This is a genomic window from Brevundimonas sp. GW456-12-10-14-LB3 (genome assembly GCF_059424365.1).
Genome location: NZ_JBWKZJ010000009.1, coordinates 1 through 23,319, shown reverse-complemented (window position 1 = coordinate 23,319; position 23,319 = coordinate 1). Strand labels below are relative to the sequence as shown.

Genomic DNA, 23,319 nt, shown 5'->3' with positions numbered 1-23,319 from the left:
GCCCGACCGAAAGAGACCGAATGCGTAAACTGCTCCTCGTCGGCTGCGCCGCCCTGGTTCTCGGCGGCTCGGCCGCCGTCGCCACCAGCCAGACGCCCCGCAACGAAACCTTCCGCATGCTGGAGCTGTTCGGCGACGTGGTCGGCATCGTCGAGCAGGCCTATGTGGTCCCGGTCGATAACAAGAAGCTGATCGAGGCGGCCCTCGCCGGGATGATGACGGCGCTGGATCCCCACTCCAACTATCTGCCGCCGTCCAACTATGACGAGCTGCGCGAGCGGACCGAGGGACAGTATTCGGGCGTCGGCCTGACCATCACCTCCGAGGGCGGCCTGGTGAAGGTCATCTCCCCGATGGACGAAAGCCCCGCCGCCAAGGCCGGGGTTCAGGCCGGCGACGTCATCAGCGCCATCGAAGGTCAGAACGCGGCGGGCCTGACCGTCAGCCAGGTGTCGGAAAAGCTGCGCGGCGCGGCCGGGACCAGCGTGCGCGTCACCTTCCTGCGCGACGGCGAGGAGCCGCGCGAGGTGACCCTGACCCGCGAGATCATCAAGGTCCAGTCGGTCACCGGCCGGGTCGAGGGCGATTTCGGCTATCTGCGCGTCTCGACCTTCAACGAGAACACCGGCCGCGAACTGACCGAGGCCATCGCCAAGATCAAGGCCGAGAAGCCGGGCGTGAAGGGCTTCGTTCTGGATCTGCGCAACAACGGCGGCGGCCTGCTGAACGCCGCCATCGACGTCTCTGACGCCTTCCTGGAGCGCGGCGAGATCGTCAGCCAGCGCGGCAGGAAGCCCGAGCAGATTCAGCGCTATTCCGCCAAGCCCGGCGACCTGACCGGCGGCCTGCCCCTGGTGGTCCTGGTCAACTACGGCTCGGCCTCCGCCTCCGAAATCGTCGCCGGCGCCCTGAAGGACCACGAACGGGCGACCATCGTCGGCCTGACCAGCTTCGGCAAGGGATCGGTCCAGACGGTCATCCCGCTGCGCCAGGGCCGCGACGGCGCCCTGTCGATCACCACGGCCCGCTACTACACCCCGTCCGGCGCCTCGATCCAGAAGATCGGCATCGAGCCGGACCTGGAGGTCGCCCGGTCCGAGGCCGAGGCCCGGATCGTCTCGCGTTCCAGCTTCATCTATTCCGAGGCCGCCTATGCGACGGCCCTGGACTCCTCCATCGGCGCGGAACGCAAGGGGCCGCACACGCCCCGCGAAGCGCCGGGCGAGGCCTATGACAAGGAAAAAGACTACCAGCTGCAACGCGCCCTGGACGTCCTGCGCGCCGGCGGCGACCTGTCCAAACTGTCGGCCCCGCCGGAGGGGATTGTGGTGACCGAGCCGGGTTCGGAACCGAAGGCGGACGAGGGGTCGGAAGAGACGCCTGAGGACTGATGTCTAGTCTTCTCCGTCATCCTCGGGCTTGACCCGAGGATCGGGCGAGGAGCGAGACGTGCGCCTGACGTCCGCGCAGAGCGGCGGCGCATTCGATCCTCGGGTCAAGCCCGAGGATGACGCAAAGCGGGCGGGGACGTGACTCGCATCGGTTGCCTTTCCCCCCGTTTTCCTTCATAAGCCGCCGCTTCCGACGCAAGTGAACCTCGCGTCTCCACCCACACGACCCCCGCTCCGTCGGGACGAGGTGGGCGAGAACCCTCCGCCGACGTGATCGTCGCCGGGGGTCGTTGTCGTATGGAGCCGTTTCACCTGCGCCACATGAGGTAGTGAATGTTCGAGGCTCTGAACGAGCGGCTGACAGGCGTCTTCGACCGGATCACCGGCCGCGGCGCCCTGTCCGAAAAGGATGTGGCCGAGGCGATGCGCGAGGTGCGCGTGGCCCTGCTCGAGGCCGACGTCGCCCTGCCGGTCGTCAAGGAATTCATCGCCTTCGCCACCGAGCGCGCGACCGGCGAAGAGGTCATCCGTTCGGTCAAGCCGGCCGACCAGGTGGTCAAGATCGTCTATGACGGCCTGATCGAGATGCTGGGCGGCGAAGAGCCGGTCCCGCTGAACACCAACGCCAATCCGCCCGCCGTGGTGCTGATGGCCGGCCTTCAGGGCTCGGGCAAGACCACGACCTCGGCCAAGCTGGCGCTGCGCCTGACCAAGTTCGACCGCAAGAAGGTCATGATGGCCTCGCTGGACACGCGCCGTCCGGCGGCGATGGAGCAGTTGGCCCAGCTGGGCAAACAGATCGAGGTCGCGACCCTGCCCATCGTCGCGGGCGAGAGCGCGGTCCAGATCACCCGGCGGGCCCTGCAGTCCGCCAAGCTTCAGGGCTTCGACGTCCTGATCCTGGACACCGCCGGCCGCATCACCCTGGACGAGGGGCTGATGAACGAGGTGGCCGAGGTCGCCGACATCGCCAAGCCGGTCGAGACCCTGCTGGTCGCCGACAGCCTGACCGGCCAGGACGCCGTCCGCACCGCCAAGGCCTTCCACGAACGCCTGCCCCTGACCGGCCTGGTCCTGACCCGGGCCGACGGCGACGGCCGCGGCGGCGCCATGCTGTCGATGCGCGCCGTCACCGGCCTGCCGATCAAATATCTGGGCGCCGGCGAAAAGGTCGATGCGCTGGACGTCTTCGACGCCCGCCGCGTCGCCGGCCGCATCCTGGGCCAGGGGGACATTGTCGCCCTGGTCGAAAAGGCCGCCCAGGACCTGGACCAGGCCAAGGCCGAGAAGATGGCCCGCAAACTGGCCAAGGGCCAGTTCGACCTGGACGACCTCGCCGGCCAGTTGCAGCAGATGAAGCGGATGGGCGGGCTTCAGGGCATCATGGGCATGCTGCCCGGCGTGGCCAAGATGAAGGCCCAGATGGCCGACAGCGGCGTCGACGACCGCATGATCCTGCGCCAGGAAGCCATCATCTCCTCGATGACCAAGGCCGAGCGCAAGAAGCCCGACCTCCTGAACGCCAGCCGCAAGAAGCGGATCGCCGCCGGCGCCGGGGTCGAGGTCCAGGACGTCAACCGCGTGCTGAAACAGCACCGCCAGATGGCCGACATGGTCAAACAGATGGCGCGCGGCGGTCCCAAGAAGATGCAGCAGATGGCCGCCATGCTGGGCGGCCTCGGCGGCGGCGGGGGCATCCCCGGCATGGGCGGCGGCCCCGATCTGAACCGACTGAAGGCCCTGGGCGGCGGCAAGATGGCCGAGCCCTCGGCCGACGAATTGAAAGCCATTCAGGACCGCCTGGCGGGTCTGGGCGGCGGACAACTGCCGGGGGGGCTTCCGGGCCTGCCCGGCCTTCCCAAGAAATAACGACTTCCTAGAAAGAGACTTGAAATGCTGAAGATTCGTCTGGCCCGCGGCGGCGCCAAGAAGCGCCCCTACTACCACATCGTCGTCGCCGACTCGCACGCCCCCCGCGACGGCAAGTTCATCGAGAAGGTCGGCTCCTACAACCCAATGCTGCCCAAGGACGGCGCCCAGCCGCGCGTCGCCCTGAAGGTCGAGCGGATCGCCGAATGGCTCGGCAAGGGCGCCCAGCCGACCGACCGCGTCGCCCGCTTCCTGTCGCAGGACGAGACCCTGGGCGCCAAGGTGAAGTGGTCGCAGGGCAACAACCCGAACAAGGGCGCCCCCGGCAAGAAGGCGCAGGAGCGCGCCGCTGAACGCGCCCAGCGCGAAGCCGACCGCCTGGAAGCCGAAGCCGCCGCCAAGGCTGAAGCCGCCGAAGCCGCCGCCCGCGCCAAGGAAGAGGCCGAAGCCGCCAAGAACGCTCCGGCTGCTGAAGAGGCTCCGGCCGCCGAAGCCGCCGCTGAAGAAGGCCCGGCTGCTGAAGAGACCACCGAGGCCTAAGGCCTTCGGTCTCGACACGATCAAGGCGGCGTCCTGTGACGCCGCCTTTTTCATGCGCTACTAGACCCTCTCCCGCTTGCGGGAGAGGTGGCCCGGCGATCGGCGCAGCCGATCCAGGGTCGGAGAGGGGAGTGTTCTTCCAAGGAAGAGGCCTTCCCCCATCGTCAGGCGTGCCGCTTCGCGTCACGGCCTGACACTTCCCCCGCAAGCGGGGGAAGATCTAGGACGACGGACCCAGACCATGACCCAGGAAAGAAGGCTCATCCTCGTCGGCCAGATCGGCGGCGGTTTCGGGGTGCGGGGCGAGGTGCGGGTGACCGCCTTCACCGCCGATCCCCTGGCCCTGACCGCCTATGGTCCGCTGCTGCGCGCAGACGGCACGGTGGCCCTGACCCTGACCTCGACCCGGCCCGACAAGAACGGCGTCGTCGGCCGGGCCAAGGAGGTCGCCACCAAGGAACAGGCCGACGCCCTGCGCGGCCTGAAACTCTACGTCCCCCGCGACCGCTTCCCCGAGCCGGAGGAGGACGAATTCTATCTCGCCGACCTGATCGGCCTGGAGGTCCGCGACATCGCCGGCGCCGCCATGGGCTCGGTCAAGTCGGTCCAGAATTTCGGCGCCGACGACATGCTGGAGATCGCCCCCGCGACCGGCGGTCCGACCTGGTACCTGCCCTTCACCAAGGAAGCGACGCCCGAGCTGCGGCTTTCCGAAGGCTGGCTGACCGCCGTGCCCCCGACCGAAGTCGGCGAGCGCGAGCCGGACTGAGGTATTCGCGCCCAAGGGTGTTGCGAATGGCGCGGCGGGCGCCGACATAGGCCTATCGCAAAGCCAAGGCCTCGCCATGACCGACCTGTCCGCCTTCCCCATCACCACCCGCTGGGCGGCCCAGCATCCCGATCGGCTGCAGCTCTATTCCCTGCCCACGCCCAATGGGGTGAAGGTCTCGATCATGCTGGAGGAGATCGGCCTGGCCTATGAGCCGCACCTGATCGACATCATGGCCAATGAGACCTGGGGGCCGGAATATCTGTCGCTGAACCCCAACGGCAAGATCCCGGCCATCCTCGATCCCGACGGCCCGAACGGTCAGCCCTTGGCCCTGTTCGAATCCGGCGCCATCCTGATCTATCTGGCGGAGAAGACAGGCAAACTGCTCTCGAGCGATCCCGCCACACGGTACGAGACGATCCAGTGGATCATGTTCCAGATGGGGGCGATCGGCCCCATGTTCGGCCAGCTGGGCTTCTTCCACAAGTTCGCCGGCAAGGACTATGAGGATAAGCGTCCGCGCGACCGCTACGTCGCCGAGAGCCGCCGCCTGCTGGGCGTGCTGGAGACGCGGCTTGAGGGCCGGGATTGGATCATGGGCGACTATTCCATCGCCGACGTCGCCACCCTGGGCTGGGTCCGCAATCTGATCGGCTTCTATGACGCGGGCGAGATCGTCGGCTTCAAGGACTTCCCGCGCGTCGCCGCCTGGCTGGAGCGCGGCCTGGCGCGTCCGGCCGTGCAGCGCGGTCTGAACATTCCGGCGCGGGACTAGGTTTCTAGCGCTTGTAGTGGTTCGGCTCGAATCATCGCTAGCTAGATAGATGGTCAAAAGCCGGAGCCAGATTATGTCTCGTCCAGCGAACCTCAGCACTCGCCAGAAGTCTGAGGCGCTAGTGAAAATTGATCGCCGACTAGCGGACTTAGAGAGCTTTCAACCAGATGAAATCCGAGATCGGTCTGATGCGCAAATCGGAGCTCTTGAACTGGCGCTAGATGCGCTCCTGACGGATATCTTTGGGCACGACACCATTGAGTATACTCGATACCGAAGCGCTGTAACCCAGTTAGACACCGCAGGTTACAACGTATACGGCACGCCCCATGCTGAGGTGATAGATGGGCTGCGGCAAGGCAAGGCAACAGCCATGGCAGCGCTATTGGGTATTAAGCGCGGCTTTCAGGAGGATCTTGAAGACGCCGGGCTGGGGAGCGTTTCTCAAGCCTTACGGGCGTATGAGGGATTGGAGCTTCACCATCACATCGAAAGGGCAGCTGGTCAGTTATATCGCGATGGGCACTACGCAAACGCTATTGAAAACAGTGTCAAAGCGCTAAATGCGTTGGTGCGGTTAAACAGCGGTGTCGATGATAAAGATGGGACGTCATTGATGGAATTCGTGTTTTCGCCCAGTAATCCAATACTGATGTTCAATTCACTGTCAGATCAATCTGATAAGGACGAACAAAAGGGTTTCATGATGATGTTTTCGGGTGCGGTTTCTGGTCTAAGAAATCCTCGCGCCCATAAGCTTATCCAAGATAATGCCGAGCGAGCACTGGAATTTATTGCGTTTGTTAGCCTGTTGGCCAAGTTGGTAGACCAGTCTATTCGAAGGGCGGAGAAATAGTCTTGATGGATTTATGTTTGAAGATGGCTATTCGGATGAATGAAATCTGATCCAGCGGCCAGCGGCCAGCGGCCAGCGCCCAGGGCCGCGAAGCCGACCACCAGTCCCCAGAAGGCCGATCCCACCCCGAACAGGGCCAGGCCCGAGGCCGTCGCCGCAAAGGTCAGGACGGCGGCCTCGCGCGAGGGCGCCTCGGCCGTCAGGCTCTGCAAGGCGCCGGTCAGGGGGGCGATCAGGGCCAGTCCCGTCACAGCCGCCAGCACGGCCGGGGGCATGGCGATGAACAGGCCCGCCAGCGGCGCGGCGAACAGGGCCACGATGAGGTAGAAGCCGCCGTAGATCACCCCGACGATCCAGCGCCGACCCGCATCCGGATGGGCGTCCGGCCCGGTGCAGATCGCCGCCGTGATGGCCGCCAGATTGACCCCATGGGCTCCAAAGGGCGCCGCGATCAGGCTGGCGATCCCGGTCGACAGGATCAGCCGATTGGCCGGCGGCGGATAGCCCGCGCTCTGCAACACGACCAGCCCCGGCAGATTCTGCGCCGCCAGGGTCACCAGAAACAGCGGAAAGCCCAGACTGACCGCCGCCTTCCAGTCAAAGGCGGGGGCGACGGGCTCCAGATGTCCGAACAGGCCGGTTCCAGCGGGCAGGCCCAACTGTCCCCGCATCGCCAGAACCGCAAAGGCCGCGCCCAGAACGGCGGGCAGGGCCCAGGTCGGCCAAAGCCGCCGCAAGACCAGAAAGATCGCAATCAGACCCACCGTCAACGCCGTCTCGTCGGGCACGATCTTGAACAGCCGCAGCACAAAGGGCAGCAGAACCCCCGCCAGCATGGCCGAGGCGATCGCTGACGGGATCCGCCCCGCCAGCCGTCCCAGGGCCGGGATCAGGCCGGTCAGGATCATCAGGGCGGCGGAAATGACGAAGGCGCCGACCGCCGTCCCCCACGACAGCCCCAGCGTCGAAGCGGCCAGCAGGGCTGCGCCCGGCGTCGACCAGGCCAGGACGACGGGAATCCTCAGCCGCCAGCTCAAGAGGGCGCCGGGAACGCCGATGGCCAGGCACAGCGCCGTGACCATGGAGCCGATCTGGCCGGCGCCCGCGCCCAGGGCCTGTCCCGCCTGCACCACCAAGGCCACGGTCCCGCCGAAGCCGATCACCGTGGCCACGGCGGCCGACGAAAAGGCTGAGGCGGGCGGAGGGCGCATGGAAAAGGCCGGAGCAGTCATGCCCCGGCCTTAAACCTTCACCGCAGATGGCGGAAGCGGGTTCAGCCCTCGATGTCTTCCGGCAGGCCCACGGCGTGGAAGCCGGCGTCGACGTGGACGACCTCGCCCGTGGTCGAACGCCCCAGGTCCGAGCACAGCCACAGGGCGGCGCCGGCGACGCCCTCCATCGAGGTCTCTTCCTTGATCAGCGAGAACTGGGCGCTCTTGGAGTGCAGGCCGCGTCCGCCCGAAATCCCGGCCAGCGACAGGGTGCGCATGGCCCCGGCCGAGATGGCGTTCACCCGTATGTTCTTGGGGCCCAGATCGCGGGCGATATAGCGGGTCGCCGCCTCCAGCGCCGCCTTGGCCACGCCCATGGTGTTGTAGTTCGGAATGACCCGTTCCGACCCCAGATAGGTCAGGGTGATCAGGCTGCCGCCGTTCGGCATCAACTTGGCGGCGCGACGCGACACGTCCACGAAGCTGAAGGCCGAGATGTTCAGGGCCAGAAGGAAGCTGTCGCGGGTGGTGTTGTCGACGAAACTGCCCTTCAACTCGTCCTTGTTGGCGAAGGCCACCGAATGGACGACGAAGTCGATCGTGCCGAAGGTCTTTTCCAGCTCGGCGAAGGCGGCGTCCATCGAGGCGTCGTCGGTGACGTCGGCCGGGATCAGCAGCTTGGCGCCGACGCTCTCGGCCAGAGGGCGCACACGCCGCTCCAGGCTCTCGCCCAGATAGGTGAAGGCCAGTTCGGCGCCCTGGGCCGCCAGCTGCGAGGCGATGCCCCAGGCGATCGAACTCGAATTGGCCACCCCCATGATCAGGCCCTTCTTGCCCTTCATGAGGTCGCCGGTCGGCATGTCCCAGCCTTCGGATGTGGCCATGGTTCGTCTCCTGATGATTTGCCGGGAGGGTTAGCAGGGGTCGGCGCGAACCGGAACCCCTGCCGCCTTCCCTTGCGTCACAGCAGGGCCGAAACCGCCGCCCGCGCAGCCTCGCCCAGGTCTGGGCGCTTCAGGGCCAGGGCGACGTTTGCGCGCAACAGGCCGATCTTGTCGCCGCAGTCGTGGGTCACGCCCGCATATTCGACGGCGGTGAAGCTCTGGGTCGCCATCAGCCGCGCCATGGCGTCGGTCAGCTGGATCTCGCCGCCCGCGCCCTTTTCCTGCGTCGCCAACAGGTCGAAGATTTCCGGCTGCAAGATGTAGCGGCCCGAGATCGACAGGTTCGACGGCGCCGTGCCCTTGGCGGGCTTTTCGACCATGCCCTTCATGACGATGCGCGACCCGTCGCGGCTGACCGGATCGACGATGCCGTATTTGTGGGTCTGGTCCTCCGGCACCGATTCCACGCCGATGATGTTGCCGCCGGTCTCGGCATAGACCTCGGCCAACTGCTTCAGGGCGCCGGGCTGCGAATCCACGATCACGTCGGGCAGGATGACGGCGAACGGCTCATGCCCGATGATGTCGCGGGCGCACCAGACCGCGTGGCCCAGCCCCTTGGGCTGCATCTGGCGGGTGAAGCTCATCTCGCCGGCCGAGGCCAGTTCGGCGTTCATCATTTCCAGGATGTCGGTCTTGCCCTTGGCCTGCAGTTGAGCCTCAAGCTCGATCTGGTGATCGAAATAGTCCTCGATCGCCCCCTTGGAGCGGCCGGTGACGAAGACGATGTGTTCGATCCCCGCCTCTCGGGCCTCTTCGACGATGTAGGAGAGGATCGGCCGATCGACGACGTTCAGCAGTTCCTTGGGGGTCGTCTTGGTGCCGGGCAGAACCCGGGTGCCGAGGCCCGCGACGGGCAGAACGGCCTTGCGCAGACGCGCGGGCGTGGTGGTCATCAATGAATCCTGACAGCTATCCCGCCCCTCTTAGCCGGTGCGGGCCGGCGAAAGAAGGGGCGGGACGGCGGTCGGTTCCGCCTCAGCCGGCGGGACGCTGCATCGGGGTCAGGGCCGTAGCCGCAGCGCGCTGGGCCTGAAGCTGGTCTTCCGGCAGCGGGATCAGGCCGCGGTCGGCCAGATAGCCGCCCTTGCCCGCGGCGCCTTCCGACAGGAACTCCTGTACGAATTGCTGCAGGCCGGGGATGACGCCGATGTGGGCCTTCTTCACATAGATGTAGAGGCTGCGCGACAGCGGATATTCCCCGCTGGCGATGGTTTCGGCATTGGGCGTGACGCCGTCGATGGTCTCGGGCTTCACCGTGTCCAGGTTCTGTTCCAGGAAGGAATAGCCGAAAACGCCCAGCGATCCGGGGGTGCGGCTCAGGGTCTGGACGATGGCGTTGTCGTTCTCGCCCGAGTCGATCCAGGCGCCGTCTTCACGCAGGGTGTGGGCCAGGGCTTCGAACCGGTTCTTGTCGGCCTTTTCCACGGCGGCGGTCGCGGGAACCAGCTTGGCGCCGGGGGTCATGCCCAGCTCCAGGAAGGCGTCGCGCGTGCCGGAGGTGGGCGGCGGGCCATAGACCTGGATGCGCTGGTTCGGCAGGCCCTTGTTGACCTCGTTCCAGGTCTTGGCCGGGTTGGCGACGAACTGACCGTCGGCGCCCGGCACTTCCTTGGCCAGGCCTTCATACAGGTCGTTCAGTTCGAAGTTGAAGCTGTTCCCGTTGCGGGCGGTGGCGATGACGATGCCGTCGAAGCCGATCTTCAGCTCGACGATGTCGGTCACGCCGTTCTTCTGGCACAGGTCGAACTCGGACGCCTTCATCGGGCGCGAGGCGTTGGCGATGTCGGGCGTGGTCGGACCGACGCCCTGGCAGAAGGCCTGAATGCCGCCGCCGGTGCCCAGGGATTCAACGCGGGGCGCGGCGCCGCCGGAGGTGCGGGCGAAGTTCTCAGCCACGCGGGTGGCGAAGGGGAAGACGGTCGAGGAGCCGGCCGCCCAGATGCCGGAGCGGGCGCTGGAGGCGCCGCCGCCGGTTCCGCCGTCGCCGCAGGCCGCCAGGGCCAGAAGGGCGGCGGCCGCCGTCGTCAGTTTCAGTGTGCGGATCATCGTGCGCTCTCCCTGAGCATCGGTTTGGCGACGGTTAGACCAGAGGATTGTGAAGGTTTTTCCGGCAATGAGCGCGAGGTCGGGGCCTTAGAGCAGGCGCTTGCGCATCACCTGGGACAGGGTGTCGATCAGGGTCACGGCGACCACGATGACGATGGCGATGGCCGCGACGCGGCTGTAGTCGAAGGCCTGGATGCTTTCGAACAGGGTCTGGCCGATGCCGCCCGCGCCGATCAGGCCCAGCACCGTGGCCGCCCGGCTGTTGGACTCGAACCGGTACAGGGCGAAGGAGGTCCACAGGGGCGCCACCTGGGGAAAGACGCCCCAGACGATCTCGTGCAGCTTGCCGGCGCCGGTGGCGCGCACCCCCTCGACCGGCCCCTTGTCGATCGACTCGACCGCCTCGGAAAACAGCTTGGCGAGGACGCCGCCGGTGTTCAGCGCCAGCGCCAGCACCCCCGCCAGCGGCCCCAGGCCGACGGCGACGATGAACAGGGTGGCGATCACCAGGTCGGGGATCGAGCGCAGCAGGTCCATGACCCGGCGCACGATGAAGACCATCCAGCCGGGCGCGATGTTGCGCGACGCCATCAGGCTGAGCGGCAGGGCCAGGAAGACGGCCAGGAAGGTGCCCCACAGGGCGATCTGCACCGTCAGCCACATCTGACCCGCCAGGCTGGCGGTCGGCTGGGTGAAGACATGGGTGAAGGCGGTCCAGAAATCGCCGGGCGGGAAGATGGCGCCCCAGTCGGGCCGCAGCAGATCCGCCCCATAGGTCGAGATGTTCGACGAGCCCGAGAAGAGCCGGCCGATGTTCTGCATGTCCACCTTGCCGAAGCTGGCGATCAGGATGATCGCCAGGCCGCCCCACAGCATCAGGTCGAACAGGGTGGAGGACAGGGGCTTCTTCGGCGCGGCGGGAACGGCGTCCGGGGTCAGGCCGCCGCGGGCGGCCTTGTCGGCGGCGACAGTCTCGGCGGCGGCGTCGGTCAAGGCTGGACCTCGCGCTTGGCGCGCAGGGCGGCCAGTTCACGTTCGGCGGCGGCCACGGCGGCCTGGTCGTTCTTGGCCTTGGCCTCGGCCAGCTTCTGGTCGGCGACCATTTCCCGCACCGGGTCCAAATAGGAATCGTCGGCGGCGCGGAACATCGAATAGTTCAGCCCCGCCAGCACCTGACGTTGACGGTCGGCTTCAGGCCCCTGGCCCTGGCCGTAGGTCAGGAAGAAGCTGCGCAGCTTCTCCTTCAGCACCGGGTCCAGGTCTTCGCGGATGACGATGCCCGATTCCGGGATCGGCGGAGAGACCCAGATGTCCTCGATCTGCGACGCCAGCTGCGGGTTCTCGCGGCGCATGAAGACGGTGTTGACCGAGTTGGAGGTGGCGACGTCGACCACGCCCGTCGCCACGGCGAAGGCGTTGGCCTGGTGGCTGGCCGAACGCACGGTCTTGAAACACTGGTTCGGCACGACGCCGCGCGGATTGAACAGGAAGGTCAGGGGCGCCAGGGTGCCCGAGGTCGACTGGGCGTCGCCGATGCCGAAGTCGTACTGCTTGCCGCAGGCCAGAACCTTGTCCAGCGTAATGCCCGAACCCTTCCGCACGATCAGGGTCGAGGTGTAGCTGTCGCGGCCTTCCGGATCGACGATCCGGGCGATGACCTCGCCCTGGGCGCGGTCCACGGCTTCGAGCGCCGGCTTGGCCGAGAACCAGGCCACCTGGGTCTGGTTGAAGCGCATGGCCTCGATCAGGACGTTGTAGTTGCCGGCGAAGAAGGGCTTCACCGGAACGCCGATCGCCTTGGACATGTCGTCCAGCAGGGGCTGCCACAGCGGGCCGGAGGAGGCCTGGCCTTCGGCCGACAGGATGGAGAAGGTCAGTTCCGACGGCATGGCGCCGGACGTCTTCTTCTCCTCACCGCCGCCGCACGAGGCGACGCCCAGCAGCAGGACGGCGGCGCCGGCCGCTGCGAACAGACGACGGGAAAGAGATGTGCGGGACAGGCTCATGCCTTGGTCTCCCAGAACGCGTCCTCGAATTCGGGACCGTAGATGTCGATGAGGCGCTGGTGGTCCAGGCCCGTGGCGGGACCGTCATAGACGATCTTGCCGCCCTGCAACGCGATGACGCGGTCGCAGTAGCGGATGGCGTAGTCGACCTGGTGCAGGGTGACGATCACCCCCATGCCGTCGCGCCGATTCAGCTCGACCAGCAGCTCCATCACCTTGCGGGCGGACACCGGGTCCAGCGAGGCGACCGGCTCGTCGGCCAGGATGGCCTTGGCGCCCTGGACGATGGCGCGGGCGATGGCGCCGCGCTGCTGCTGACCGCCCGACAGCGTGTTGGCGCGCTGGCCGGCGTAGTCGCTGACCCCGACCCGGTGCAGGGCGGCCATGGCCCGATCCTTGTCGGCCTGGGGCCACAGGCCCAAGAGGCCCTGCCAGGTCGGCAGGCGGCCCAGCGCCCCCAGCATGACGTTGGAGAACAGGGTCAGTCGGCCGACCAGGTTGAATTGCTGGAAGATCATGCCCAGCCGCGCGCGCGCCTGGCGCACGGCGCCGGTGACGCGGCCGTCCTTCTGCACCGTCTCGCCGAAGACGCTGATCGTCCCCTTGCCGGGGTCGATGGACTGAAGGCCGGTGATGGAGCGCAGAAGCGTGGACTTGCCCGATCCCGACGGACCGATCAGGGCCACCATCTCGCCCGAGGCGACGGAGATCGAGACGCCGTCCAGCGCCTTTCGCGATCCGAAGGTCTTCGACACGTCACGCGCCAGGACCAGGCCTGGGGCGGCGGCTGCGGATGAACTCATGAACTCGCTGGGAAGGCTGTGGCGAACGGGCGCCGCATGACGCGACCGGGGCGTTTGGGCAAGTCTTAATCGCACGTCCGGCGCAATCTCGTCCAGACCCCGTCGTCCCTGCGTCGTTGCAGCCTGGTGTCGCAGCGGCCCTGTCAGCGCGCCAGGGCGACCGCTTCCAGCCGTCGGATGTCCGCCTCGATGGGCAGGGCGGCGCGCGATCGCTCCACGGCCGCCTGGGCCAGGACGGCGACCGGCTCGGCCAGCCGCGGCGTCGCCGCCAGCGCGGCCAGACCCTTCTGCAGCCGCATGGCCACGGCCAGATCGCCCGCCCCATAACGGGCGATCGGACCGAACAGGTCTTCCAGCAGGTCTTCGGCCGTGACCGCCGGCCCCAGCAGTCGGTCGCAGCGCGGCGGCCTGGGCCCGTCGTCTTCGGGCGTCTGAACCCAGACGTCCAGCAGCCGCACCCCCGTCCCGATCACCTGAATGGCCGTGCCGGGGTCGTTGACGCCGGGCGACAGGGCCTTGGCGGCGATCTCGCCCAGGACGATCAGTCCGAACCGCGGATCCTGGTCGAAGGAGCGCGAATCCCCCAGGGCGAAGGCCGAACGGAAATCGGCCTGGGCCTCTTCGTCGCAGGCCGCCAGGCTGATGCGCGCCAGCACCGCGCCGCGTCGTACGAAGGCGCCGGGAGGGGCGACGATCTCCACCTGACAGTCGCGCGCCTCGGCCATGGCCTGAAGCCGAGAGGGATCGACGTTCTGGACGTAGCCGGTGTAGGGGGCGACGATCTCGGCGCCCGTGGTCAGCCGGCCCTCCCGGCCGCCGAAGAAGGGGGCGTCGCGCCGCGTTTCCAGGGCCTTCAGCGCGCGCGCCTCCACCAGGTCGATCGTATGGCCGACCCGCGCCAGGCTGGACAGACGGTTGATCCAGGCCAGCAGCCGAAAGGCCACCAGCCCCACCATGGCCAGGCTGACCAGGAACAGAATGGCCCGCCCGTTCTGGCCGTAATAATGGGCGTTGATCGCCGTCACCGAGACGATGGCGTAGAGGAAGGCGCCGACGAAGGTGGCCAGAGCCTTCTGGGTCTCGTCGTCGGAGGTCACCAAGGCGGCGACCCGGGGGCTGGCGGCTGTGGAGACCGACGTATAGGCCGTCACCATGGCGCCGACGGAGAAGGTCGCCACGCCCAGCAGGCTGGAGGCCAAGATGGTCAGGATGGATTCGACCGACTCGCCGCCCAGTCGTTCGGCCATGTCGTCGGGCACCCAGGGGGCCAGGGCCGCAGCCAGCAGGGCGGCGGCCACGCCCACCCCGGCGTAGGCGGTCGCCTTGACCCACAGTTGGCGCGTCCATTTGCGCCACAGGAACAGCCACCGATTCATTGCGCCCTCCAGCCGAGGCAACGGCGCAGAACCGCTGCGGTTGCCTGACCGCCGTTCAGCTGACCGCCGTCAAAGGGAATTGTGACAGTCAATTCGGCCTCGAACCCAGGCCCTGTCACGAAAAAACCCCTTTACATGACAGTCCAATGCCCCCATATCGCGCCTTCCGGCGGACCCCGTAGGTCTGATGCTGCGCCGCTAACGCCGGTCTGGGTTTAACAATTAGCAGGGGGTTACGTGAATTGCGCACGTACCAACTTCCCCTGGACCTGGTCCGTGAGCGGTCCCCTGAGCGTCCCGTCGCCCTCGTGCGGCCGCGCTCGGTTTCCGTAGCGGCGCGCTGGTTCCAGGATAATCTGAAAGCCGACGTCTTCTATGCGGTGAAGGCGAACCCGTCCGCCTGGGTCATCCAGACCCTGGTTGAATCCGGCGTTCGCAGCTTCGACGTCGCCTCTCTCGCCGAGATCGAACTGGTCCGTTCGGTCAGCCCCGACGCGCGCCTGGCCTTCATGCACCCGGTCAAGAGCCGCTCGGCCATCACCAAGGCCTATTTCGACCACGGCGTGCGGACCTTCTCGCTCGACTGCGTGGACGAGTTGAACAAGATCCTCGACGCCACCGGCGGCGCCGACGACCTGAATCTGATCGTGCGCATGGCCGTCTCGGCCGACGGGGCCGCCTACACCCTGTCGGGCAAGTTCGGCGTGCCGGTCGATCAGGCCCCGGCCCTGCTCCTGGCCACGCGCCAGGCGGTCAAGAACGGGCTGATGGGCGTCAGCTTCCATGTCGGCAGCCAATGCATGCGCCCGACCGCCTATCAGGCCGCCATGGCCCAGGTCGGCCGGTCGATCAGCCGCGCGGGCGTGATCGTGGACATCGTCGATGTCGGCGGCGGCTTCCCCTCGGTTTATCCGGGCATGGTCCCGCCGGACATGAGCGAATACGCCGACGCCATCCATCGCGGCTTCAACGAAATGCCGGTGTCGGAAACCACCGAACTGTGGTGCGAGCCCGGCCGGGCCCTGGTCGCCGAATCCTCGTCGATCCTGGCCCGCGTCGATCTGCGCAAGGGCGACGCCCTGTATCTGAACGACGGCTCCTACGGCTCCCTGTTCGACGCCACCCACTCGCGCTGGCCCTTCCCGACCAAGCTGGTCCGGGACGGCGAAGCCTCGGGCGAGCTGAAGGCCTTCCAGTTCTACGGCCCGACCTGCGATTCGATCGACCATATGCCCGGCCCCTTCTGGCTGCCGGCCGACATCCGTGAAGGCGACTTCATCGAGATCGGCATGCTGGGCGCCTATGGGGTGGCCATGACGACCGGCTTCAACGGCTATGGCGAGCATGAGATCGCTGCGGTCGAGGACGCCCCCATGGCCTCCCTCTACGGCCTGGCCCCGCGTTCCATCCCCACCGTGCGCACCACGGCGGAAGAGAACGCCCGCAAGGTCGTGCGCCTGTCGCGACCCAAGGGCAAGGCGGGCCAGCGCAAGAAGGCCCGGCGCTGAGCCTTCCAACAGCCTTGCGGCGCTGAACCGGTCGATGGATCGGCGGCTCCGCAAGGCCTGGGGGTTTCAGGCTGCCGGGATCAGCCCTTTTTGGCGAAAACGGCGTAGCCCCATCGTCCCAGGTGAACGAAGAACAGGATGAGCGCGACGGTCATCAGCCCTTCTGTCAAAGACAGGATCAAGTTTCCCGCCCAGTGGGCCGAGGGCAACAGCCCGAACAACTGACGCGCCGGCTCCGCGTCCTTGCCTTCTCCGCCGGCCGCCTTCTCGCCGATCCAGTAGAACATCTGCCCCGCGCCGAACACGCCGGTCATGCTGAGCAGGAAGTTCAGATGTCGCCCGCGTTTCGCCGCCGCCTCTTCCGCATCCTTCTGCTTGCGCTCGGCCGCCGCCTGGGCTGCATCCGCCCGCTTCTGCTGGCGGCGGGCCAGGTCGCTGGCGTGGTCCTCCAGGCTCTGGATCGCCAGGGACAGGGCCTTGTTCTTGCGGCTGACGCCCCGCAGCTCCTCCAGCTTTTTGAACACGTCCCGCTCGGTGTCGTAGCGGAAGGGATTGGCGTGTCTGAACCTTTCGTACTGGGCGAACTCGGCCAGCTTGGCCTGGTTGATGGCGAACTCGGCCTGGCTCAGCCGGTCCTCGCCGTCCAGCGGCTCTCGATCCGCCAGGGCGCGGATGCGGGGATCGTCGGCGGGCGCGCGCTCGTCCACCAGGGCCTCGATCCGATCGATCCGGGCCATGGTCTTCTGCTCATGCTCCCGCGCCAGGAACTCGTTGTGCAGGGCCAGGGCGTGGATCAGGAAGGCGTAGGGGCAGGCGCCGATATAGTCGTTGCCGATCTCCAGGCTGCGGCTCTTGGGCACATAGGTGATCATGGCCCGGTGGTTGGCGTAGCGGACGAAGAACCGCTCGTCGCTCTGTTCGGAACTGTCGGGATAGATGGGGTCGATGCTGTCCAGGATCTCCGAGGTATCCTGGTTCATGAAGTCTATGATGTTCTGGTTGAATCCCGCCAGGAACAGATAGTCCAGACAGTCCGCCCGCGCGATTTCGAAAGCGGGAAGGTGATGCTCGATCGGCGTCTCCAGCCGGGGGCGCGCCTCGGCTTCGTTCGGCTTGCGAAAAGCCTTGATCTGGACGGCCTGGCCGGTCCGCATCGCCTCGACGAAATCCGCCATCCGCGCCTGCGGCGTCGCCCTGTCCGAGATCGGCAGCCACCGGCCTTCGTCGCCGCGCGCCGGGTCCGGCGTCGGATTGCGACGCACGAAGACCCCGTCTTCCAAGGCGGCCTCATAGTCCGCCCGGCGCTCGACCCAGTTCCAGAACTCAGGATCAGCCCTTTCGCCGGCCTTGGTCCCTGCGGGCGGGGCGCCCAGATGCACCGCCTTGGGCGGTCGGCCGTTCACGGGCTTGGTCAGGGCGCGGATGCGGTCCTGATACGGGTCGTAACAGAGCGGCTGCACCATCCGCTTGCGCGGCGCCGGGATCTTCGTCGCCTCGTCCACCGGCATCAGCCGGTCGAAGAAGCGTTCGTCGTGCAGCATGAACATGAAGCGCGACTTGGGCGCCTTCAGCCCCGGCGTCTCCATGACGGGCGCCAGTTCCAGCAGACGGGTTTCGAAACCGGGCCTGGGCGGCTTGGAGGGATCGAGTTCCGCCGCCAGACGGGGGAACAGGCGGACGGCGTCGCGCTCGAACACCGTCCTGACGAACGGCCAGAACCGCTGGGGCTCAGCCTGGGTCGGGGCCTGGCCCTCAGGGCCGGTCGCTCGCCTTACCCTGATGTCGTCCAAAGGACCGATGTCCAGCTTGGTCTCGCTGAAGACGTCCAGGAAGGGGTGGGGATCGGCCTCGGCAGGCTTCAGGCGCTGCGGGTCCAGCACATATTCCTTGGGCGCGGCCAGCTTCTGCAGCAGGGACAGGAAATAATAGGTCGAGGGGTCGTAGCCCGAGCGCCGGCGACCCTCCGCATCCACATAGCCGCCGCCGTAATAGTGGCTGAAGCTGAGGTGGTAGCTCAGGGAGCCGTCGTTGTGGGACAGCCAGAACCGGCGCAGCCGCACCAGCCGGTCATCGTCCATTCCGGGCGGATGGGCGTGAAACCGCACCCCCTCGGTGGTCCAGGAGACGGACTTGGGCAGGCTGAAGATCAGGTCTTCATGGCTTCGGATGGCCAGCGCAGCCTCGTCCAGGTTCTTGATTCCCGCATCGTCCGCCGTGGACAGCAGGAACTCCTGCAACTCGCCCCGGATTTCGCGATCGGCGATGTCGTTCATCAGGGGGTCGATGGCGTGGCCCAGGGCGAGGGACGGCAGATGGTTCCTCTGGGTCCGGCGAAAGACGGGCGGCTCGATCCGCTCTCCGGGCGCCAGATTCAGGGCCTCGGCCACCCGATCCGGCCCGATATAGAGCGACAGGGTCCAATACAGGGCGCCCGAGCGCGCCTCTTCATAGTCGTCCGTCTCCGGCCGCTCGCCTCGCACCGTCATCGACCTGCGGCCTCCCTCGCCAAGTCCCGGAAACTGTCGAACCCCGTCCCCCGGCCGGACCGCAGCCGCGCCAGGGCCGGGGTCATCGGCAACAGGGCCGCCGGCTCCCGGCGCGCGGCCAGGTCGGCGATCTGGCGCTCGGCCGCTCCGCCCGGCGGTCCGGCCTCGCCCTTCAGCACCGAAATCCTGAAGAAGCTCTCCAGATGGTCGTGCAGCAGACCCGCATCCACCGCCTCGCCCGGATAGTCGACGGCGGCGTAGATCAGCCCGTCCTCATCGTCCTGATCCGCCGACAGGGCCGGCTGGACATAGGGAAAGTCCACCACCTCGGCTCCCATCCGCGCCCAGATCGCCAGTCGATCGACCTGATCCAGGCCCGAACGCAGGGTGTCGGCGGCGGCCTCCTGCGGCGTCAGGCGCAAGGGGTCGTTCTGTTCGATGAAGACGGCGGTCTGGGCGTTCGGACCGGCGTCCAGGGCCTGGGTCGCCAGTCGGCGCACCGCCGAAAGCGCCAGGCGCAGCAGGCCGCGCCCCCGCGCCGCCTCCTCGACATAGACATAGTTCAATGCGACCGCGATGTCCGGCGCCGAGGCCCGGTTGACGGCGGTGGCCAGGAAGTTGATCCCGCCCAGACGCGCGCCGCCTTCGTCCTCCAGCACCGCAACCAGTTCGCAGTGGGTGCGGCCGAACGCCCGGCGATGCGTCCGGTTCAGGGCCAGGCATTTGCGAAAACCCGCCAAATCCTCGCGCTCGTCCGGCAGGACGAAGGCCCGGTCATAGCCTTCGAAGAAGCGGGTCAGGATCGACGACTCCGGATCGGCCGAGGCGAGGGCGCGCACGCCCGAACCCAGGTCGATCGTCAGATCCGGCTGACTGTGCTGTTCCAACGGTCCCGCCCCCAAACAACGGCCAGTTGGCATGGGGCGCGCGGGCGACGCAAGCCCGCCGGACGGTTCAGGCCGCGCAGGCCTCGAACCCGGCCTTCAGCTCCGCCTCGTCCAGATCGCGGCCGATGAAGACGGCGCGGCTCCAGCGGCGTTCGTTCTCGCCCCATTCGCGCTGCAGGTCGCCCTCCAGGATCATATGGACGGCCTGGAAGACCAGGCGGCGGTCTTCGCCCTTCAGGTCGATGATGCCCTTGGCGCGCAGGATGTTCTGACCCTGTTCGCCCAGCAGACGGTCCAGCCAGGCGGTGAACTTCGCGCCGTCCAGCGGCCGGTCCAGCGACAGGGAAATCCCCTTGATGTCGTCCTGGTGGGCGTGACCGCGCGCCCCGTGGCTGTGGTCATGATCATGATGATCATGGTCATGGTCATGGTCATGATGATGGTGGTCATGGCCGCAGTGTTCGTCATGCACATGGCCCTCGGCGCCGTGCGGCGGGTTCACGAAGTCCGGCTTGACCTCCAGGATCCGGTCCAGGTCGAAGGCGCCCAGGCCCAGCACCTGATCCAGCGGCACGTTCGACCGTTCGGCCCGCACGATGGGCGCCAGGGGGTTGAGCGCCCGCAGACGGGCCTCGACTGCCTCCATCTCTTCCGGGGTCGCCAGATCGACCTTGTTCAGGATGATCCGGTCGGCGAAGGCCACCTGTTCGCGCGCCTCCTTGGAGTCGTCCAGCCGCGCCATCACGTGCTTGGCGTCGACCAGGGTGGTGACGCTGTCCAGCTGCGTCTTGGCCTTGACGTCCTCGTCGACGAAGAAGGTCTGGGCCACCGGGCCGGGGTCGGCCAGGCCCGTGGTCTCGACGATGATGGCGTCGAAGGCCGGCTTGCCGGGACGCTGGCGCTTCATCAGGCCCGAGACCACCCGGATCAGGTCGCCGCGCACCGTGCAGCAGACGCAGCCGTTGTTCATCTCGAACACGTCCTCGTCAGCGCCGACCACCAGATCATTGTCGATGCCGATCTCGCCGAATTCATTGACGATGACGGCGTAACGCTTGCCGTGATCCTCGGTCAGGATGCGGTTCAAGAGGGTGGTCTTGCCCGCGCCCAGATAGCCGGTCAGGACGGTGACGGGGATCTTGCCGCCCGAACCCTGGGGGGCGGCGGTCGAGACGGGGGCGTCGAGGGTGTCGGTCATGGCCGCTAGATGGCGGCTGAGGTTCCGTTTGGGAAGAGGGGCCTTAAGCCTTCTTGACGAACTCGGTGCGCAGGACCAGGCCGCGCACCTTCTCGACATTGGCCTCGATCTCGTCGGGGTCGCCGGTCAGTCGGATGTTCTTGACCAGGGTCCCGCGCTTCAGCGTCACCCCGCCCGAGCCCTTGACCTTCAAATCCTTGATCAGGGTCACGTTGTCGCCGTCGGCCAGGATGTTGCCGTTGGAGTCTTTGGTCACGTCTTCGGTCATGGCCAAGCTTCTAGCGAGGGGATCGCCAAATATCCACGCTAAAGATACGGCTATTGAACAGTGTCTCCTCCCCACATCGTGGGGAGGTGGCGCGGCGCTTCTTCAGCGCCGTGACGGAGGGGTTTGGTCCGCGAGAAGAACAGAGAACTGGAGGCGTAAAGAGCCCCTCCGTCTCTCCGCTATGCTCCGAGCCACCTCCCCGCAAAGCGGGGAGGAAACAGTTAATCCGGCACGTTCGCGTCCAGCTCGCCCAGCCAGACCCGCGCATTGCCGTCCGACGGGGCGCGCCAGTCGCCGCGCGGCGACAGGGAGCCGCCGGTCACCACCTTGGGGCCGTTGGGCAGGGCCGAGCGTTTGAACTGGGCGGTCTGGAAGAAGCGGATCAGGAATTTCCGCAGCCAGGCCTTGATGGTCGCCAGGTCGTATTCGACCTTTTCATCGTCGGGGGTGTTGACCGGCCACTGTCCGGCGCCGGCGTCGCTCCAGGCCTGGTGCGCCAGGAAGGCGACCTTGGACGGCGCCATGCCGAAGCGGCTGATGTAGAACAGGAAGAAGTCGTTCAGCGCATAGGGGCCGACCGTCCCCTCGGTCGACTGAATCGCCCCGTCCTTGGCCGGAACCAGTTCGGGCGAGATCTCGGTGTTCAGAATGGCGTGCAGCGTCGGGCTCGCCTCGGCGCCGACCAGTTCGCGGTCCGCGACCCAGCGGATCAGATGGCGGATCAGGGTCTTCGCCACCCCGCCGTTGACATTATAGTGGCTCATATGGTCGCCGACGCCATAGGTGGCCCAGCCCAGGGCAAGTTCCGACAGGTCGCCGGTCCCCAGCACGAAGGCCCGGTTCTGGTTGGCCAGGCGGAACAGATAGTCGGTCCTCAAGCCCGCCTGCACATTCTCGAAGGTGATGTCATGCACCGGTTCGCCCGCCGCATAGGGGTGGCCGATGTCCTTGAACATCTGTTCGGCGGCCGGGCGGATGTCGATCTCGGCTCCCGTCACCCCAAGCGCCTTCATCAGCGCCCAGGCGTTGGACTTGGTGCCCTCGGACGTCGCGAACCCCGGCATGGTGAAGCCCAGTATGTTCGACCGCGGCAGGTTCAGCCGGTCGAAGGCGCGGCAGGCGACCAGCAGGGCCTGGGTCGAATCCAGCCCGCCCGAGACGCCGATCACCAGGCGCTCTCCGTTCGTCGCCGCCATCCGGCGCATCAGGCCCTGGACCTGGATGTTGAAGGCTTCGTAGCAGTCCTGGTCCAGCCGCCCCCCATCGTCCGGCACGAAGGGGAAGCGGTCCAGCGGCCGGATCAACGCGAATCCTCCCCCAAGGGGGGAGGAACGTCGCGCGCCATGAAGGGCACGACCGTCGCGGCCTCCCCCTCGTTGCGGGCGCAGTCGGCGAAGGTGCCGTTTCTCAGCCGGTCCAGGCCGATCCGGTCCACGTCCACGTCGGCGATCGTCAGATGGTTCTCCAGGGCGAACCGTTCGCCCTCGGCCAGTTTGGACCCCAGCTCGTGGATGGTCGCCTGACCGTCCCAGGCCAGGTCGGTGGTCGATTCGCCCCAGCCCGAGGCGGCGAAGACATAGGCCGACAGGGTCCGGGCCGAATGGCTGGCGCTCAGCATGGCCCGCTCGTCCGCCTTGCCGATGACGATGTTGGAGGCTGACAGGTTCAGCAGGATGCGCGCCCCCGCCAGGGCCGCCCGGGTCGAGGGGGGCAGGGGCGCCCAATAGTCCTCGCAGATCTCGACCGCAAAGACGAAGCCCGGCCGGTTCGTCGCCTGGAAGATCAGGCCCGGCGCGAAATCCACCGTCTCGCCGTTCAGCCGGATCACATCCTCGGTCCGCGCCGTCGCCGGGGCGAACCAGCGTTTCTCGTAATATTCCCGATAGTTGGGCAGATAGGTCTTGGGCACCACGGCCAGCACCTCGCCCCCGCCCATCACGACGGCGCAGTTGAACAGGGCGTCCCCCTGCCGCAGCGGCGCCCCGACCACGGCGATCAGCTCATGCTCGGCCGTCGCCCCCCCGGTCGCCTGGGCCAGGACCGCGACCTGCCGCTCCACCTCGTCCAGCAGGGCCGCCTGCATGTGCAGGTCGTCGATCGCATAGGCGGACAGCGACAGCTCCGGAAACACCATCAGGTCCACACCCTGGTCCGCCGCCTGCCGGATCAGGGCCAGATGCGCCTGAGCGTTCTCGACCGGATCGCCCACATGGCTGACCGGCGTCGCCGCCGCCACCCGCACGAAGCCGTGGGTCTTGGGCGAGAAAAAGGGGTGGCTCTCGGTCATCGCATCGTCCGCATCACCCGGCCCGCGCCGGCCGAACCTCTATAGCGGGGAATGACGTACGGCGGGAATGGTTCGGCGGCTCCATTCCTCCCC

General features: G+C 67.2%; 19 protein-coding genes and 1 pseudogene. 7 read left to right on the top strand and 13 right to left on the bottom strand.

Features of this window, described 5'->3' with window-relative positions:
- Positions 1–20 precede the first annotated feature (20 nt).
- From AC07XS_RS05790 to AC07XS_RS05765, 6 genes are all read left to right on the top strand, one after another.
- Complete coding sequence (locus tag AC07XS_RS05790; protein WP_182714022.1) at positions 21–1,391, top strand: S41 family peptidase; 1,371 nt, start codon at positions 21–23, stop codon at positions 1,389–1,391.
- A 333-nt stretch (positions 1,392–1,724) separates the two neighbouring features.
- The gene (gene ffh / locus AC07XS_RS05785; RefSeq protein ID WP_182714023.1) at positions 1,725–3,260 is read left to right on the top strand and encodes a signal recognition particle protein; all 1,536 of its coding nucleotides are present in this window, start codon (positions 1,725–1,727) and stop codon (positions 3,258–3,260) included.
- 24 nt (positions 3,261–3,284) lie between these two features.
- A complete protein-coding gene (rpsP, locus tag AC07XS_RS05780) occupies positions 3,285–3,800 on the top strand; it encodes a 30S ribosomal protein S16 (protein WP_182714024.1) in 516 nt (171 codons plus the stop codon).
- 241 nt (positions 3,801–4,041) lie between these two features.
- Positions 4,042–4,569 carry a ribosome maturation factor RimM gene (rimM, locus tag AC07XS_RS05775; RefSeq protein WP_182714025.1) on the top strand — a complete coding sequence of 176 codons (528 nt, stop codon included), beginning with the start codon at positions 4,042–4,044 and terminating at the stop codon, positions 4,567–4,569.
- A gap of 76 nt (positions 4,570–4,645) precedes the next feature.
- A complete protein-coding gene (locus AC07XS_RS05770; RefSeq protein ID WP_182714026.1) occupies positions 4,646–5,347 on the top strand; it encodes a glutathione S-transferase N-terminal domain-containing protein in 702 nt (233 codons plus the stop codon).
- A gap of 73 nt (positions 5,348–5,420) precedes the next feature.
- Positions 5,421–6,203 carry a TIGR02391 family protein gene (locus tag AC07XS_RS05765; RefSeq protein WP_182714027.1) on the top strand — a complete coding sequence of 261 codons (783 nt, stop codon included), beginning with the start codon at positions 5,421–5,423 and terminating at the stop codon, positions 6,201–6,203.
- Positions 6,204–6,214: 11 nt separating this feature from the next.
- Here AC07XS_RS05765 and AC07XS_RS05760 read toward each other — a convergent pair whose 3' ends face one another.
- The 8 genes from AC07XS_RS05760 to AC07XS_RS05725 form a co-directional block, all read right to left on the bottom strand.
- The gene (locus AC07XS_RS05760) at positions 6,215–7,414 is read right to left on the bottom strand and encodes a benzoate/H(+) symporter BenE family transporter (RefSeq protein ID WP_182714028.1); all 1,200 of its coding nucleotides are present in this window, start codon (positions 7,412–7,414) and stop codon (positions 6,215–6,217) included.
- Between the two features lie 62 nt (positions 7,415–7,476).
- Entirely contained in the window at positions 7,477–8,274 is a 798-nt protein-coding gene (locus tag AC07XS_RS05755; protein WP_166622031.1) for an enoyl-ACP reductase FabI, read from the bottom strand.
- Between the two features lie 101 nt (positions 8,275–8,375).
- The gene (galU, locus tag AC07XS_RS05750) at positions 8,376–9,254 is read right to left on the bottom strand and encodes a UTP--glucose-1-phosphate uridylyltransferase GalU (RefSeq protein WP_182714029.1); all 879 of its coding nucleotides are present in this window, start codon (positions 9,252–9,254) and stop codon (positions 8,376–8,378) included.
- Positions 9,255–9,336: 82 nt separating this feature from the next.
- The gene (locus AC07XS_RS05745) at positions 9,337–10,407 is read right to left on the bottom strand and encodes a substrate-binding domain-containing protein (RefSeq protein ID WP_182714030.1); all 1,071 of its coding nucleotides are present in this window, start codon (positions 10,405–10,407) and stop codon (positions 9,337–9,339) included.
- An 87-nt stretch (positions 10,408–10,494) separates the two neighbouring features.
- A complete protein-coding gene (gene phnE / locus AC07XS_RS05740; protein ID WP_321208011.1) occupies positions 10,495–11,400 on the bottom strand; it encodes a phosphonate ABC transporter, permease protein PhnE in 906 nt (301 codons plus the stop codon).
- Positions 11,397–12,413 carry a phosphate/phosphite/phosphonate ABC transporter substrate-binding protein gene (gene phnD / locus AC07XS_RS05735; RefSeq protein WP_182714031.1) on the bottom strand — a complete coding sequence of 339 codons (1,017 nt, stop codon included), beginning with the start codon at positions 12,411–12,413 and terminating at the stop codon, positions 11,397–11,399. Before phnD ends, phnE begins: the two co-directional genes overlap by 4 nt.
- Positions 12,410–13,216 carry a phosphonate ABC transporter ATP-binding protein gene (gene phnC / locus AC07XS_RS05730; protein WP_054764038.1) on the bottom strand — a complete coding sequence of 269 codons (807 nt, stop codon included), beginning with the start codon at positions 13,214–13,216 and terminating at the stop codon, positions 12,410–12,412. Before phnC ends, phnD begins: the two co-directional genes overlap by 4 nt.
- A 143-nt stretch (positions 13,217–13,359) precedes the next feature.
- On the bottom strand, positions 13,360–14,592 hold the full coding sequence (locus AC07XS_RS05725) for a DUF2254 domain-containing protein (RefSeq protein ID WP_182714032.1): 1,233 nt from the start codon (positions 14,590–14,592) through the stop codon (positions 13,360–13,362).
- A 242-nt stretch (positions 14,593–14,834) separates the two neighbouring features.
- On the opposite strand from AC07XS_RS05725, the gene AC07XS_RS05720 reads away from it, so the two are divergent.
- Positions 14,835–16,100, top strand: a complete 1,266-nt coding sequence (locus AC07XS_RS05720; RefSeq protein ID WP_152948968.1) for a type III PLP-dependent enzyme — start codon at positions 14,835–14,837, stop codon at positions 16,098–16,100.
- Positions 16,101–16,180: 80 nt separating this feature from the next.
- On the opposite strand, the gene AC07XS_RS05715 is transcribed toward AC07XS_RS05720, so the two are convergent.
- The 5 genes and pseudogenes from AC07XS_RS05715 to AC07XS_RS05695 form a co-directional block, all read right to left on the bottom strand.
- Positions 16,181–18,586, bottom strand: a complete 2,406-nt coding sequence (locus tag AC07XS_RS05715) for a hypothetical protein (protein WP_182714033.1) — start codon at positions 18,584–18,586, stop codon at positions 16,181–16,183.
- A complete protein-coding gene (locus AC07XS_RS05710) occupies positions 18,583–19,473 on the bottom strand; it encodes a hypothetical protein (protein ID WP_182714034.1) in 891 nt (296 codons plus the stop codon). Before AC07XS_RS05710 ends, AC07XS_RS05715 begins: the two co-directional genes overlap by 4 nt.
- 67 nt (positions 19,474–19,540) lie before the next feature.
- Entirely contained in the window at positions 19,541–20,671 is a 1,131-nt protein-coding gene (locus tag AC07XS_RS05705) for a CobW family GTP-binding protein (protein WP_182714035.1), read from the bottom strand.
- Between the two features lie 43 nt (positions 20,672–20,714).
- Complete coding sequence (locus tag AC07XS_RS05700) at positions 20,715–20,939, bottom strand: alkylphosphonate utilization protein (RefSeq protein ID WP_152948964.1); 225 nt, start codon at positions 20,937–20,939, stop codon at positions 20,715–20,717.
- Positions 20,940–21,160: 221 nt separating this feature from the next.
- Positions 21,161–23,226: pseudogene (locus AC07XS_RS05695) on the bottom strand (NAD(+) synthase).
- Positions 23,227–23,319: the final 93 nt, after the last annotated feature.

What these genes read in the sequence shown, in the direction of transcription:
- AC07XS_RS05790 (WP_182714022.1), top strand. Translation starts at nt 21, where the DNA reads ATGCGTAAACTGCTCCTCGTCGGCTGCGCCGCCCTGGTTCTCGGCGGC.
- phnC (WP_054764038.1), bottom strand. Translation starts at nt 13,216, where the DNA reads ATGAGTTCATCCGCAGCCGCCGCCCCAGGCCTGGTCCTGGCGCGTGAC.
- phnD (WP_182714031.1), bottom strand. Translation starts at nt 12,413, where the DNA reads ATGAGCCTGTCCCGCACATCTCTTTCCCGTCGTCTGTTCGCAGCGGCC.
- AC07XS_RS05755 (WP_166622031.1), bottom strand. Translation starts at nt 8,274, where the DNA reads ATGCCGACCGGCGACCTCATGAAGGGCAAGAAGGGCCTGATCATGGGG.
- rpsP (WP_182714024.1), top strand. Translation starts at nt 3,285, where the DNA reads ATGCTGAAGATTCGTCTGGCCCGCGGCGGCGCCAAGAAGCGCCCCTAC.
- rimM (WP_182714025.1), top strand. Translation starts at nt 4,042, where the DNA reads ATGACCCAGGAAAGAAGGCTCATCCTCGTCGGCCAGATCGGCGGCGGT.
- AC07XS_RS05760 (WP_182714028.1), bottom strand. Translation starts at nt 7,414, where the DNA reads ATGCGCCCTCCGCCCGCCTCAGCCTTTTCGTCGGCCGCCGTGGCCACG.
- AC07XS_RS05700 (WP_152948964.1), bottom strand. Translation starts at nt 20,939, where the DNA reads ATGACCGAAGACGTGACCAAAGACTCCAACGGCAACATCCTGGCCGAC.
- AC07XS_RS05715 (WP_182714033.1), bottom strand. Translation starts at nt 18,586, where the DNA reads ATGACGGTGCGAGGCGAGCGGCCGGAGACGGACGACTATGAAGAGGCG.
- AC07XS_RS05765 (WP_182714027.1), top strand. Translation starts at nt 5,421, where the DNA reads ATGTCTCGTCCAGCGAACCTCAGCACTCGCCAGAAGTCTGAGGCGCTA.
- galU (WP_182714029.1), bottom strand. Translation starts at nt 9,254, where the DNA reads ATGACCACCACGCCCGCGCGTCTGCGCAAGGCCGTTCTGCCCGTCGCG.
- AC07XS_RS05705 (WP_182714035.1), bottom strand. Translation starts at nt 20,671, where the DNA reads ATGACCGACACCCTCGACGCCCCCGTCTCGACCGCCGCCCCCCAGGGT.
- AC07XS_RS05725 (WP_182714032.1), bottom strand. Translation starts at nt 14,592, where the DNA reads ATGAATCGGTGGCTGTTCCTGTGGCGCAAATGGACGCGCCAACTGTGG.
- ffh (WP_182714023.1), top strand. Translation starts at nt 1,725, where the DNA reads ATGTTCGAGGCTCTGAACGAGCGGCTGACAGGCGTCTTCGACCGGATC.
- AC07XS_RS05745 (WP_182714030.1), bottom strand. Translation starts at nt 10,407, where the DNA reads ATGATCCGCACACTGAAACTGACGACGGCGGCCGCCGCCCTTCTGGCC.
- AC07XS_RS05770 (WP_182714026.1), top strand. Translation starts at nt 4,646, where the DNA reads ATGACCGACCTGTCCGCCTTCCCCATCACCACCCGCTGGGCGGCCCAG.